Origin of the sequence: Streptomyces gobitricini (genome assembly GCF_039532985.1) — a bacterium.
Classification (GTDB): domain Bacteria; phylum Actinomycetota; class Actinomycetes; order Streptomycetales; family Streptomycetaceae; genus Streptomyces; species Streptomyces gobitricini.
In genome coordinates this window covers 263770-276487 of the sequence record NZ_BAAASR010000018.1, presented here as the reverse complement: position 1 = coordinate 276487, position 12718 = coordinate 263770, and the positions used below count along the sequence as shown (strand labels likewise).

Genomic DNA, 12718 nt, shown 5'->3' with positions numbered 1-12718 from the left:
GGCCGGGCGTTGCCGTCACTCCGGTGAAGGTCCGGGCCCGGATGCCGCCCTCCGGGCCGGTGAGGGGCCCCCGTCGGCGTCGGCGTCTGGCGCGCCGGGCCGGGGCGCCCCTTCGCGCGGGCCGGCCGGTCCTGCGAGCCCCCAGTGGTGGAGCCGGTCGCCGTCACGGGTGAGCCAGGTGCCGTCGCCCAACGCGGTGACGGCCTCCATCACCGGATGGGGGTAGCGCAGCCGCCCCAGCGGCCGCAGCGAGCCGGACGCCAGGAGCCAGTGGGTCCGTTCCATCGGGCCGTGCCGGGGGACCCAGTCGGCCGTCACCAGCACGTGTGCCTCGTCGAGCGGGTACGCGTGCCCGAAGTCGTCGTTCTCGGCGTCCCACGAGAGCTCGTTGAGGTCCAGCACCGCCGTCGGGTGGGCGTCGGCCGTGTCGTGCAGGGCCAGTTCGTAGCGGTCGTCGTCGAGGCTCATGTGCTCGGCGCGGCACATCGTCACCAGCCGCGACGAGCGGGGCACGAACCCCGCCAGTTCATGGCGGTCCGGCCCGCCGCCGACGATCCGCAGTCCGTGCTCCGACGGTTCCATCCAGTAGCTCGCCCAGCCGTACCAGGCCGTCCAGAACGACGCCCCGAGCAGCCGGCCGTCCTCCTGCCACCGCAGTGACAGGGAGCCCGAGACCGCCGCGACCGGCTGCTCGGCCCTGACGTCCCCGGTCACCGCGTCCAGCAGCAGCAGACGGTCCTGCCCGTACCCCCGCCGCGGCGGACCGTCGTGGGGTGGGGCCGCCCGTCGCGCGACCTCCTCCGTGTCCAGCGGCGTGGGTACGGTGGCCGCGACGAAGCGCCCGCAGGGGCTGGCCGCCGGGGCGCCGGGAGCCCGGGGCGGGCGGTGGCTGCCGTGCCAGGTGTCGTGCCCGAGCTCCCAGCGGACCGTCCCGTCAGCCGCCACCGCACGGACGTACGAGGGCCCTGCGACCACGAAGCCGCCGTCCGGCGCCGGTTCGGCCCGCGCGCCGGGCGGCGGTTCGTACGCGCCGACCGGCTCCCGCACGCCCGCCAGGTACGCCTCCCGGTCGTGGACCTCCACGCGGCCCCGCGTCCGTACGCACAGCCGCCCCCCGGCGGCCGCCCGGACCGTGCCGGTTCCCTCCGTCGTGCCGAGCGGTACGGCGTCGACGCGTATGTCCCCCGCCTCCTTCATGACCGGCATCCTGACAGTGCCGGAGGGCCGGGGAAACCTCAGTTCCGGCAGGCGTGGCGTGCCGGGTCAGCGCTGGCCGTAGGCGGTCAGGAAGCGGTCGCGGAAGGCGTCCATCCGCCAGACCGGGGCGCCGGGGCCGGGTCTCGGGTCCTGCTGCCAGCCCCAGCCGGAGATCCGTTCCATCACCGCGGGATCGCGGGCGACGATCGTCACCGGCACGTCGCGGCCCAGGCGGTCGCGCGTGACGGTCGGGACGGGCTGGTGGTCACCGAGGAAGACCACCACGGTGTCGTCGCCGCCGTACGTCTCCACGTACGAGAAGAGGCTGTTCAGCGAGTACTCGATGGCGCGGCCGTACTCGGCGCGCACCTGGGCGGGGTCCTCCCAGACCTCCTCGGGGTCCTTGCCGCTCTTCTTGACGGCCTCGTAGACGGAGCCGTCCCCGAGTCCGTCCCAGGGCAGCATGGTGGGCACGGGTGCCCAGGGGTGGTGACTGCTGGTCAGGATGATCTCCGCCATCAGGGGGCCGCGGCCCGGCCTGCCGTGCTCCAGCCGCTCGAAGGCCGCCAGGCTGAACTGGTCGGGAACGGGCGTCCAGCTGAACTTGGGTCCGTGGTACCCGAGGTTCCTGGAGTCGTAGACGTCGTCCAGGCCGTAGAACCGCCCCTCCGGCCAGGCACGCGTGACGCCCGGCATGATGCCGACCGTCCGCCAGGCGCCCGTCCGGCGGAAGGCGCTGGTGAGGGTGAGCCGGTCGCCGGACATGAGGTCGCGGTAGCGCTGCTGGTTGTCGATCCACAGGCCCGAGGCGAAGGTGGAGTGGGCCAGCCAGCTCCCGCCGCCCGTTGTGGGGGAGGCGAGGAAGGCGCTCCGGGAGGAGAACCCGGAAGCGCCCAGCCGGCGGGACCCGTCGGCGAGCACCGTGCCGATCCGCGACGACAACGCCGGGTCCTGTATCGCGCTGCGGCCGTAGCTCTCGATGAAGACGAAGAGCACGTCCTTGCCGCGCAGCCCGGTCAGCAGCCGGTCGGCAGGTGTGTCACGGAACGCGTCGACGGCGGCCTCCTGCGCGAACGCCTTCCTGTCCGCCACCCCGGCACGCACCTGCTGCACCCGCCCGCTCACGACGTCGGCCGTGCCGCGGGCGGCGACCGCCGCGCCGGACACCTGCACACCGAGCGCCGCGCAGACCACCCAGACGGTCCCCGAGACCAGGATCGCCGGGGTCGCCACGGCACGGTGCCGGACCACGACGCGGGACAGCCGGACCACCGACAGAGTCGTCGAGGCGAGCAGGACGACGACGAGGGCCCCGGCCCCGGCCACCACCCCGGCCGCGCCGGCCCGGCCCATGGAGTCGCCGAGGAACGCCTGGGCGTCGTCGAACAGGATCCAGTCCAGTACGGGATCGAAGGGCCTGGCGAGCACGGAGCGGAAACCCATGTCGAGGAGGTTCAGCAACGTCACCACCCCCAGGCCCGCCCCGGCGAGCACCGCCACCACCCGCCCGGCCCCCGGCCGCAGCACCAGCAGCAGCGCGGCCCCGCCTATCGCCTCCACCGGTATGCGCGTGAACGCGCCCGGTGTCAGCCGCTCCACCCGGTCGGGCAGCAGCAGGGCGCCCACGACCAGCACGGCGGCGAGCCCCGTAACCGCCCGAGCCACCGCCGTCCGCGCGACCGGGGTCCGAGCCACCGCGGTCCGCGCGACCGCCTTGTCCGGCCGGCGGCCCTCCTCCGGGGGCGGGGCGGCCGAGCGCGGCAGCAGACGAGACATCCCGATCGGCACCCGGAGGTCCTTCCGTACGAATCCCAGCGGCACGGCGGCCCCGGCCCATGAGCAGGTGCCGCCGTAGGAGGTACGGCTCACGGGCCGGTGCCGTTCACGGCCGGGAAACGGGGAAGGCCCTACGGAGGACGAACCCGCCGAGACCCACCACGGAAGGGCCACATGTCGAAACCACCGCTGCCCGGCGAGGCAGTCGCGATGCTGAGCAAGGCCAACCCGGCCACCATCACCACGCTCGGGTCGGACGGCCGGCCGATCTCCACGGCCACCTGGTATCTCTGGGACGACGGCCGGGTCCTGGTCAACATGGACGAGGGCCGCAAGCGACTCGAGCACGTGCGCCGCGACCCCCGGGTGGCGCTCACCGTGCTCGACGAGGCCAACTGGTACACCCACCTCAGCCTGACCGGCCGCGTCGTGGAGCTGCGCGAGGACGAGGGGCTGGCCGACATCGACCGGCTGTCCCGGCACTACCTCGGCAAGCCGTACGCGCAGCGGGACCGCCGCAGGTTCAGCGCCTGGATCGAGATCGACCGCTGGCACGGCTGGGGCGCCCTGAAGGACACCGACCGGCCCGGCTGACGGGCACCCGACCGCGGCGGCAACGCCGCGCACCCGGCCTGCCCCCGGGTGAGCCGCGTCTCACCCGGGCGGCGGCGCTTGTCTATGCAACGAGTTGCATAGAAGGATCGGGGCATGGCGCTCGACCACGCGATCCTCGTGTCCCTGCTGGAGCGGCCGGGCTCCGGCTATGAGCTGGCCCGGCGTTTCGAGCGGTCCATCGGCTACTTCTGGACCGCGACCCACCAGCAGATCTACCGCGTGCTCAAGCGCATGGAGAGCGACGGCTGGATCGATGTCCGCGAGGTGCCGCAGCAGGGCCGCCCGGACAAGAAGGAGTACTCCGTCGCCGCCCTCGGCCGGACCGCGCTCTCCGAGTGGCTGCACCAGCCCATCGAGCCCGAGAGCGTCCGCCACGACCTCGCCGTGAAGATCCGCGGCGCGGCCTTCGACGATCCGGCGGCACTGATCCGCGAGGTCGAGCGGTACCGGCAGGTCCACAACGAGCGGCTCGACCACTACCTCGCGGGCGAGGTACGCGACTTCACCGGGCCCCAGGCCGCGCACGCCCCCGGGCCGCCCGACGCGGGGCGGGAGCTCCAGCACGTCGTGCTGCGCGGCGGCATCGCGTACGAGCGGATGACACTCGCCTGGCTCGACGACGTACTGGCCACCCTCCGGGGGCTCGCCTCCGACCGCTGAACCGCCGCTCACCCCTCATCACCCCCACCCCATCTCTCACCTCACGCCCCTCCGGAAAGGCGGACACCATGGCCGACCCGCTGCTGTTCAACCCGCGCACCTACGACCCGGCGCACTTCGACCCGGAGACCCGCAGGCTGCTGCGCGCCACCGTCGACTGGTTCGAGGAGCGCGGCAAGCGCAGGCTGATCGAGGACTACCGCTCCCGCGCGTGGCTCGCGGACTTCCTCGCCTTCTCCGCCAAGGAGGGCCTGTTCGCGACCTTCCTCACCCCCGCGTCCGCCGCCGAGGGCCACGAGGACAAGCGGTGGGACACCGCCCGCATCGCCGCCCTCAACGAGATCTTCGGCTTCTACGGGCTCGACTACTGGTACGCCTGGCAGGTCACCATCCTCGGCCTCGGCCCGGTCTGGCAGAGCGACAACGCCGCGGCCCGCGCCCGCGCCGCCGAACTCCTGGCCCGGGGAGAGGTGTTCGCCTTCGGCCTGTCCGAGAAGAACCACGGCGCCGACATCTACTCCACCGACATGCTGCTGGAGCCCGACGGTAAGGGCGGCTTCCGGGCCACCGGCTCCAAGTACTACATCGGCAACGGCAACGCCGCCGGGCTCGTCTCGGTCTTCGGCCGCCGCACCGACGTCGAGGGTCCCGACGGTTACGTCTTCTTCGCCGCCGACAGCCGCCACCCGGCGTACCACCTGGTGAAGAACGTCGTCGACTCCTCCAAGTACGTCAGCGAGTTCCGGCTGGAGGACTACCCCGTGTCGGCCGAGGACGTCCTGCACACCGGTCGCGCCGCGTTCGACGCCGCCCTCAACACCGTGAACGTCGGCAAGTTCAACCTGTGCACCGCCTCCATCGGCATCTGCGAGCACGCGATGTACGAGGCGGTCACCCACGCCCACAACCGCGTCCTGTACGGCCGCCCCGTCACCGCGTTCCCGCACGTGCGCCGCGAGCTGACCGACGCGTACGTCCGCCTCGTCGGCATGAAGCTGTTCAGCGACCGTGCCGTCGACTACTTCCGGTCCGCCGGTCCGGACGACCGCCGCTACCTGCTCTTCAACCCGATGACGAAGATGAAGGTGACCACGGAGGGCGAGAAGGTCATCGACCTGATGTGGGACGTCATCGCGGCCAAGGGCTTCGAGAAGGACAACTACTTCGCCCAGGCCGCCATCGAGATCCGGGGCCTGCCCAAGCTGGAGGGCACGGTCCACGTCAACCTCGCGCTGATCCTGAAGTTCATGCGCAACCACCTGCTGGACCCGGCCGGTTACGAGCCCGTCCCCAGCCGCCTCGACGCTGCCGACGACGCGTTCCTCTTCCGTCAGGGCCCGGCGCGCGGCCTGGGCTCCGTGCGCTTCCACGACTGGCGCCCGGCCTTCGACGCGTACGCCCACGTGCCGAACGTCGCCCGGTTCCGGGAGCAGGCCGAGGCCCTGTGCGCGTTCGTCACCACCGCCGCCCCCGACGAGAAGCAGAGCCGGGACCTCGACCTGCTCCTCGCCGTGGGCCAGCTGTTCGCCCTCGTCGTCCACGGCCAGCTGATCCTGGAGCAGGCACGCCTGACGGGCCTCGACCAGGACGTCCTGGACGAGCTGTTCGCCGTCCTGGTACGCGACTTCTCCTCCCACGCCGTCGAACTGCACGGCAAGGACTCGGCCACCGAGCAGCAGCAGCTCTGGGCGCTCGGAGCGGTGCGCCGCCCGGTCGTCGACGAGGACCGCTCGGCCCGGGTCTGGGAGCGCGTCGAGGCGCTGTCCGGCGCGTACGAGATGGCGCCGTAACCCACCCGGCGCTCGGGCACGGGCCGGTGGGTTCGCGTGGTCAGCCACTCCCGCCGGCCCGAGGGGGCAGAGGCGGACCTCCGGGCCGCTGCCCCCCGGCGCCTCCGCGCCCCGTGCCTCTGCCCCCGGCGCCTCCGTGCCCGGCGCCTCCGCGCGCGGTGCCTCTGCCCCCGGCGCCTCCGTGCCCGGCGCCTCTGCCCTCGGCGGCAGCCGCCTGGCCCGGTCGCGGCCGCCGCCGGCGGGCGCGCGGGAACCGGCTCGTCCGTGCGGAGCCCTCAGGGCCGCCGCCCGGTACTCCCACCGCGCCGCTCGGGCCGGTCGGGCCGCCGCCCGGCACTCCCGCCGCGCCGTCGAGTTGCCGCGCCGCCGTGTACCGCTCGTCCGGCGGCTCGTTCGCCCGCACGCCGCGAGCGGCTCCGGCGGGGCCATGCCGGTGAACCGGAACAAGCCGTGCTGGAGCGAGCGGTGGAACCCGCGACCGGGCGGGCCCCGCCGCCTCGGAGAGACGGACGTCCCCGGGATCCCCGACCGGACGCGCTGGTCCCTCCGGCGGGTGTCCGCCCCCCTGATCCCGCCCTGGCGCAGGGGGCAAAAGGTGGCGATTCCACCGTCCTTCGCCCCTTTGCCGGCTCGTGGCGGCACCCGGTGGGAGATCAAAACAGCATGGGGTTAGCATATGAGCGCCGCCTAGCTCGAAAGATAAACCTGTGACTGTCAACGACGACTCGTTCACCAACTGGAAGAACCGCGAGGAGATCGCGGAGTCGATGATCCCGATCATCGGGAAGCTGCACCGGGAGAGGGACGTCACCGTCCTCCTCCACAGCCGCTCCTTGGTGAACAAGTCGGTGGTCAGCATCCTCAAGATCCACCGATTCGCCCGGCAGATAGCCGGTGAGGAACTCTCGGTCACCGAGACGATGCCGTTCCTCGAGGCTCTCGCCACCCTCGACCTCGGCCCGTCCCAGATCGACATCGGCATGCTCGCCGCCACCTACAAGACCGACGACCGCGGTCTGACGGTGCAGGAGTTCACCGCCGAGGCCGTCGCCGGCGCCACGGGCGCCAACAAGATCGAGCGCCGCGAGCCGCGCGACGTCGTCCTGTACGGCTTCGGCCGCATCGGCCGCCTCGTCGCCCGCCTCCTCATCGAGAAGGCCGGTTCCGGCAACGGCCTGCGCCTGCGGGCCATCGTCGTCCGCCGGGGCGGCGCCCAGGACATCGTCAAGCGCGCCTCGCTGCTGCGCCGCGACTCCATCCACGGCCAGTTCCAGGGCACGATCACCGTCGACGAGGCGAACAGCACGATCATCGCCAACGGCAACGAGATCAAGGTGATCTACGCGGGCGACCCGTCGGAGATCGACTACACGGCGTACGGCATCAACAACGCCATCCTCATCGACAACACCGGCAAGTGGCGTGACCGGGAAGGGCTGTCGCAGCACCTTCGCCCCGGCATCGACAAGGTCGTCCTGACCGCGCCGGGCAAGGGCGACGTCCCGAACATCGTCCACGGCGTCAACCACGACACGATCAAGCCCGACGACCAGGTCCTGTCCTGCGCCTCCTGCACCACCAACGCGATCGTCCCGCCGCTGAAGGCCATGGCGGACGAGTACGGCGTCCTGCGCGGCCACGTGGAGACCGTCCACTCGTTCACCAACGACCAGAACCTGCTGGACAATTACCACAAGGCCGACCGTCGCGGCCGTTCCGCGCCGCTCAACATGGTCATCACCGAGACCGGTGCCGCCTCCGCCGTCGCCAAGGCACTGCCGGAGCTCAAGGCGCCGATCACCGGCAGTTCGATCCGCGTCCCGGTACCGGACGTCTCGATCGCGATCCTCAGCCTGCGGCTGGGTCGCGAGACCACCCGCGAGGAAGTCCTCGACTACCTCCGCAACGTCTCGCTGACGTCGCCGCTGAAGCGCCAGATCGACTTCACCACCGCGCCCGACGCGGTGTCGAGCGACTTCATCGGCTCCCGCCACGCCTCGATCGTGGATGCCGGCGCCACCAAGGTCGACGGCGACAACGCCATCCTCTACCTCTGGTACGACAACGAGTTCGGCTACTCCTGCCAGGTCATCCGCGTCGTCCAGCACGTCTCCGGGGTGGAGTACCCGACCTACCCGGCGCCCGCCGTCTGATCCGGCCGCGGCCGCGGTGGGCCTCGCCCGCCGCCGGCCCGCCGCGTGCTCGGCCAAGGCCCCGGTCCGGATCGCGGACCGGGGCTTTCGGCTGCCGTGGGAGCGGACCGCTCGGACCGCCGTGGTCGTCGGGCGCCCGGCCGGGAGGCGGCGCGGCTGCCGGTCGAACGGCGCGGGCAGCCGAGCGCCGCGGTCCGCACGACGTCCACCGACCGCTGCCCGGCGACCCTCCTCCGCAGCACCCGCACCCCGCGCCCCCGCCCCCCACTCGCCCCCTACCGGCGCTGGCCGTTCACCGGCTGCGGCCCATGCGGCGGCGGTTGCGCGGCCGAATATCACTTTCTCATTCGGGCCCGGAGTTCATCGGGTGAATTTCCGTGCGGATAATGTGGAATCCGGCGAATAGAGTCGATCTTGCGGCGGGTCGACGAGCGGTGAAAGAGTTACTGCGCTGTCTTACACACGCCATATGAGCGATAAGCCGCCCGCGAGGCACCCGAATGTCGCAGTGCTGTCACCCTGATGACGCGCACCTGGATCAAGATCTGTGGCGTTAGGGGGAATATGACCACAGCACAGGCGAGTATCTCGTTCCCCCGGAACCCGGCCGGAGGCGGTCGGTACAACCGCGCCGGGGCCACCCGGGCAGGCAAGTGGACATTCACGCCGGGCTTCGCCGCGTCGACCGTGGGTAAAGGGGCGACTCTGCGTAACGGGGCGGAGTGCGTCGACCTGCACTATTCGTCATCGGCCCTGGAGGATTTCTTGATCACAATGAGCAGGATTCAGGCCGAGTTCCACGCCGCCGAACCGTCCACGGCCCGCCGTGGTGAGAACAGCGAACGGGCCAGTGATGTATGAGACGCCCAGCCGATTCAGCCAGTCCCAGGACCAGGGGCGACCGAGCTCTCCGGCCGACCGGCTGCCGGTCCACGACCACGAGGGCGATCCGGCCGGCCTGCAGTCGCCGCCCGCGTTCGACGCCCTGGACCCCTCCTGGGACGAGGAGCTCGCCGCCCTCCTGGGCGAGTCCGACCCGTCCCGGCGGTGGGACAGCCCGCCCGCCACCGTCCGCGCCGACGTCCCGGAGCCCTACGGTGACGAGCGCCCCATGGCGGGCCTTCAGCAGATCACCGCCGAACTCCCGCCGGTGCGCCACCCCTTGGCGAGCCACCGTCGCGTGCCGCCCAAGAAGCACGTCATCACCCTGCTGCGCACCGGCAGCATCCTCATCGCGGCGCTCACCGCCGTCATCGTCTCCATGGTCAGCGTCTACGGCGGCATGGTCGCCTACGAACCCCTGCTGCGCAACGCCACCCGGCCCGGTGCCTCCGACGGCGTGGTCCGATGGTGGCCCCTCCTGGTCTACGGTCCCTGGCTGGTCGCGTCCCTGTCCATCCTCAGAGCGGCTTTCCACCGGCGGCGCGCCACCCACTCATGGTCCGCCGTCCTGCTGTTCTCGACGATCGCGATGGTGCTGTGCGTCGCCCAGGCGCCGAGGACCCCGCTCGACGCGACGGCCGCCGCCCTGCCGGCCGTGGCCGCGCTGGCCTGCTTCCAGCAGCTCGTACGACAGATCACCCTGACCCGGCCGCCCCGGCAGGCCGCGCCCCGCCACCGCAACGTGACCGGCCCGCCCCGCCCCGGTCCGCTCCGCCCCGGTCCACCCGGCTGAACACGTCTGCCCGGTGACCCGTCACCGCCCCGTGCGAGGGCAGTCGTGCGACGGGCTGGAGCGAGCCCGGCAGGTCCGCCGGGGCCGGTGCGGGCGCGCGACGCCGCGCCGGCGCGTACCGCACGGAATCAGCCCGCCGAAACGGCCGGGAAGCACGGCTCGTGTGTGCCACGGGCGGCGATAGTGTCCTTGCTGATCGCGACCAGATCGTCACACTCGATCGGACAAGGGGGTTGTTCCGGCATGGAATCGTCCAGGAACAGCGGTTTATCCAGCACTTTCGCCGCCCTCATGGGCGCGCTCTGCGTCCTTCTGGGTCTGACGGCCCAGACAGGGACGGCACGGGCCGACGACAGCGGGGCCACCGCCCTGAGCGGCCTGACGTTCACGTCCGTCAACAGCGGCCGGAACCTCGACGTGCAGAACGGAAACACCGGGGACGGTGTCTTCCTGGTCACCAACTCCGCCCCCGGGTACCACCAGAAGTGGACGGCGGCCACGCAGGCCGACGGCTCGTTCACCCTCGTCAACGACGGCACCGGAAAGTGCGTGGCGGCCGGGTTCCCGCTCCGGCAGCAGTCCTGCTCCGGAGCCTCGGGCCAGCGCTGGTACTTCCAGCCCGTGCCCGGCGTCACCGACGCGTTCATGCTCCGCAACGCCGGTGACAACAAGTGTGTCGACGTCCTCCTCGCCTCCCAGAACAACGACGCCTGGACCCAGACGCACGCCTGCAACGGCTCCAAGGCGCAGCAGTGGAGGATCCCGTCGACGGCGACGAGCGCGGCCTTCGGGGCCGCTGTGGACTACGCGTCGAAACGCTGCCAGAAGGACGCGGCGACGTGTTCCTGGACCAAGGGCACCCAGGCGCCCGCCGAGCCGCTGCCCAAGCAGTGCGTCTCGCCCGTCTGGTACAACGGCACCGAGTCACCCGTGCCGTGGACGTTCTCACTGCACACCTCCACCGGCTGGTCGAGCCAGATGGGCGTGTCCTTCACCTCGGGCATCGGCTCGGGAGGGCCGAGCCCCGTGCAGACCAGTGTCAGCCTCACCATCACCGGCCAGGTCAGCTACGACCTGCGTCAGGACCTCGGCAACAGCCTGATGATCACCGTACCGTCGCGTCACTACGGATGGGTGGCGCTCTCCGAGCTGGCGACCAAGGTGACCGGTAAGTGGACCTTCGACGCCAACGGGTTCCCCTGGACGGTGACGGACACCGTCACCGTCCCCCTCAAGAGCGACGACCAGGGCCAGTCCAGCATCTATCTGGCCCGGACCGGACCCGAGTTCACCTCCTGCCACGACTGAACCGGACGGCGGCGGGTCCGGACGGTCGCTCCGCCCGGCCTCTCGGCTGACCCGGTCCGGGCGGCCGTGGTCGACGTGCCCGCCCGGACCGGGGTGATCCACACCCGTACCCGCCGCACGTGACGGCCCCCGGCGCCGGTGCGCCGCGCGGTGCCGGCCGGCAGGCCCCGACCCCCGCGGCGCACCCGTCGCGGGGGTCGGGACGTTCAAGGGCCGGGTCCGGCGCCCACTCCGACCGCGAGTCCTGGAGGAGAGGTACGTCGGCGTCCGGGCGCGAGGAGGGGGCGCGTCCGGCGAGCCCGGGCGCGGGGCCGGTGCCCCCCCCGCGTGCCGGTGTCGACGCTCGGATTCGGGATATTGATACGGGGGAAAAGCAGCGGGAAGAAGGCCGGAGCGTATGGAGGGGGACCTTGGATGAGTGACGGCACGGCCTCCCTCGAGGCCGAGAGACCGGACCGGCCGGCCGGCCGGAGCGCCGGACGGCACGGTCCGCCCTTGGCGGCTCCCGGGCGTTCCGTCTCGAAGACGTACACCGACCTCCAGGACGCCATCGGGTCGGCGAGGGACTTCACCACCGCCTTCCTGCTGGCAGGGGCGCGGCAGGGCAGGGGCATACGTACGAGAACCGTGGAGGACGCCCGGCTGGTGGTCAGCGAGCTGGTCACCAACGTCGTCAGGCACGCCGCGGGCCCCTGCCGGATCGACCTCCACCTCACGGCCGGGGCGTTGGAGATAGCCGTGTCGGACGCGGACGGGGCGGCCCCGGTGGCCCACGCGCCGGACCCCGGAAGGGTGGGACAGCACGGGCTCGAGATCGTCCTCGCGCTGTGCCGGAGCGTGCACGTGGAGCCGACCCCCTCGGGGAAATGTGTGCGAGCCTGCCTCGCGGTGGACTGATGCCGACCGCGCAGGTGGTCGGCTGGCGGAGTGAGCGGGACCGGTACCACCGCGCGGGTACCGAGCGCGTAATGAGGAGGAAGCGGGAATGCAGCAGTCCGGGATGCGGGTCCACATCGAGGTGCGTCGTCCGGTCGGCGTCGGGGTCGTGACCATCGGTGGTGAGCTGGACTACGACGGGGTGGCCCTCCTGGAGGAAGCCGTCGGATCCCTGCGTGATCAGGACGTGCACCGCCTGCTGCTCGACCTGTCCGACCTGACGTTCATGGACTCCTCCGGAGTCAACGCCTTCCTCCGCGCCCAGCGCGGCACCCGGAGCAAGGGCGGCTGGGTACGCCTGGCGAACCCCCAGCCCTCGGTCCTCAGAGTCATCGAACTCGTGGGCCTCGGTCAGGCCATCCCGTTGTACGCCACGGTCGGCGACGCACTGGCGGCCTGAACCCGGAGCGGTCCGCTCGGTCACTGCTGCCGACTCGGCTCGGCACGGCCGGGCCCGCCCGCCTCGTGGAAGCGAGTGCCGGCCCGGAGACCTGCTGTGCCGGGTCGCCGAGGACGGTGCGGACGGCTGACCTCCGCCGCCCGCGCCACGAGTCGCGGGTTCGTTCGGCGTGGAACAACCGTGCCAGGGAATGTGGAGCATCGTCCGT

General features: G+C 72.0%; 10 protein-coding genes. 8 read left to right on the top strand and 2 right to left on the bottom strand.

The window, feature by feature from the left end:
* Positions 1-15: 15 nt before the first annotated feature.
* Positions 16-1197, bottom strand: coding sequence for a hypothetical protein (locus tag ABD347_RS16650; protein ID WP_344361825.1), 1182 nt, complete (start codon positions 1195-1197; stop codon positions 16-18).
* Between the two features lie 66 nt (positions 1198-1263).
* A complete protein-coding gene (locus tag ABD347_RS16645; RefSeq protein ID WP_425575685.1) occupies positions 1264-2973 on the bottom strand; it encodes an alkaline phosphatase family protein in 1710 nt (569 codons plus the stop codon).
* A gap of 174 nt (positions 2974-3147) precedes the next feature.
* Here ABD347_RS16645 and ABD347_RS16640 point away from each other — a divergent pair, with 174 nt between their 5' ends.
* From ABD347_RS16640 to ABD347_RS16605, 8 genes are all read left to right on the top strand, one after another.
* Positions 3148-3567, top strand: a complete 420-nt coding sequence (locus tag ABD347_RS16640) for a PPOX class F420-dependent oxidoreductase (RefSeq protein ID WP_344361821.1) — start codon at positions 3148-3150, stop codon at positions 3565-3567.
* 114 nt (positions 3568-3681) lie between these two features.
* Positions 3682-4248 carry a PadR family transcriptional regulator gene (locus ABD347_RS16635; protein ID WP_344361819.1) on the top strand — a complete coding sequence of 189 codons (567 nt, stop codon included), beginning with the start codon at positions 3682-3684 and terminating at the stop codon, positions 4246-4248.
* A gap of 68 nt (positions 4249-4316) precedes the next feature.
* Positions 4317-6038 carry an acyl-CoA dehydrogenase family protein gene (locus ABD347_RS16630; protein ID WP_344361816.1) on the top strand — a complete coding sequence of 574 codons (1722 nt, stop codon included), beginning with the start codon at positions 4317-4319 and terminating at the stop codon, positions 6036-6038.
* Positions 6039-6745: 707 nt separating this feature from the next.
* Positions 6746-8191 (top strand): glyceraldehyde-3-phosphate dehydrogenase, encoded by a 1446-nt coding sequence (locus tag ABD347_RS16625; RefSeq protein ID WP_344361814.1) that lies wholly within the window; start codon positions 6746-6748, stop codon positions 8189-8191.
* 853 nt (positions 8192-9044) lie between these two features.
* On the top strand, positions 9045-9866 hold the full coding sequence (locus ABD347_RS16620; protein WP_344361812.1) for a DUF2637 domain-containing protein: 822 nt from the start codon (positions 9045-9047) through the stop codon (positions 9864-9866).
* A gap of 243 nt (positions 9867-10109) precedes the next feature.
* A complete protein-coding gene (locus ABD347_RS16615; RefSeq protein ID WP_344361810.1) occupies positions 10110-11174 on the top strand; it encodes an RICIN domain-containing protein in 1065 nt (354 codons plus the stop codon).
* Between the two features lie 495 nt (positions 11175-11669).
* Positions 11670-12071, top strand: a complete 402-nt coding sequence (locus ABD347_RS16610; RefSeq protein WP_344361809.1) for an ATP-binding protein — start codon at positions 11670-11672, stop codon at positions 12069-12071.
* Between the two features lie 88 nt (positions 12072-12159).
* Complete coding sequence (locus ABD347_RS16605) at positions 12160-12510, top strand: STAS domain-containing protein (RefSeq protein WP_344361807.1); 351 nt, start codon at positions 12160-12162, stop codon at positions 12508-12510.
* Positions 12511-12718: the final 208 nt, after the last annotated feature.

Coding starts and splice junctions, on each gene's coding strand:
- ABD347_RS16615 (WP_344361810.1), top strand. CDS start 10,110: ATGGAATCGTCCAGGAACAGCGGTTTATCCAGCACTTTCGCCGCCCTC.
- ABD347_RS16650 (WP_344361825.1), bottom strand. CDS start 1,197: ATGAAGGAGGCGGGGGACATACGCGTCGACGCCGTACCGCTCGGCACG.
- ABD347_RS16620 (WP_344361812.1), top strand. CDS start 9,045: ATGTATGAGACGCCCAGCCGATTCAGCCAGTCCCAGGACCAGGGGCGA.
- ABD347_RS16635 (WP_344361819.1), top strand. CDS start 3,682: ATGGCGCTCGACCACGCGATCCTCGTGTCCCTGCTGGAGCGGCCGGGC.
- ABD347_RS16605 (WP_344361807.1), top strand. CDS start 12,160: ATGCAGCAGTCCGGGATGCGGGTCCACATCGAGGTGCGTCGTCCGGTC.
- ABD347_RS16640 (WP_344361821.1), top strand. CDS start 3,148: ATGTCGAAACCACCGCTGCCCGGCGAGGCAGTCGCGATGCTGAGCAAG.
- ABD347_RS16645 (WP_425575685.1), bottom strand. CDS start 2,973: ATGTCTCGTCTGCTGCCGCGCTCGGCCGCCCCGCCCCCGGAGGAGGGC.
- ABD347_RS16630 (WP_344361816.1), top strand. CDS start 4,317: ATGGCCGACCCGCTGCTGTTCAACCCGCGCACCTACGACCCGGCGCAC.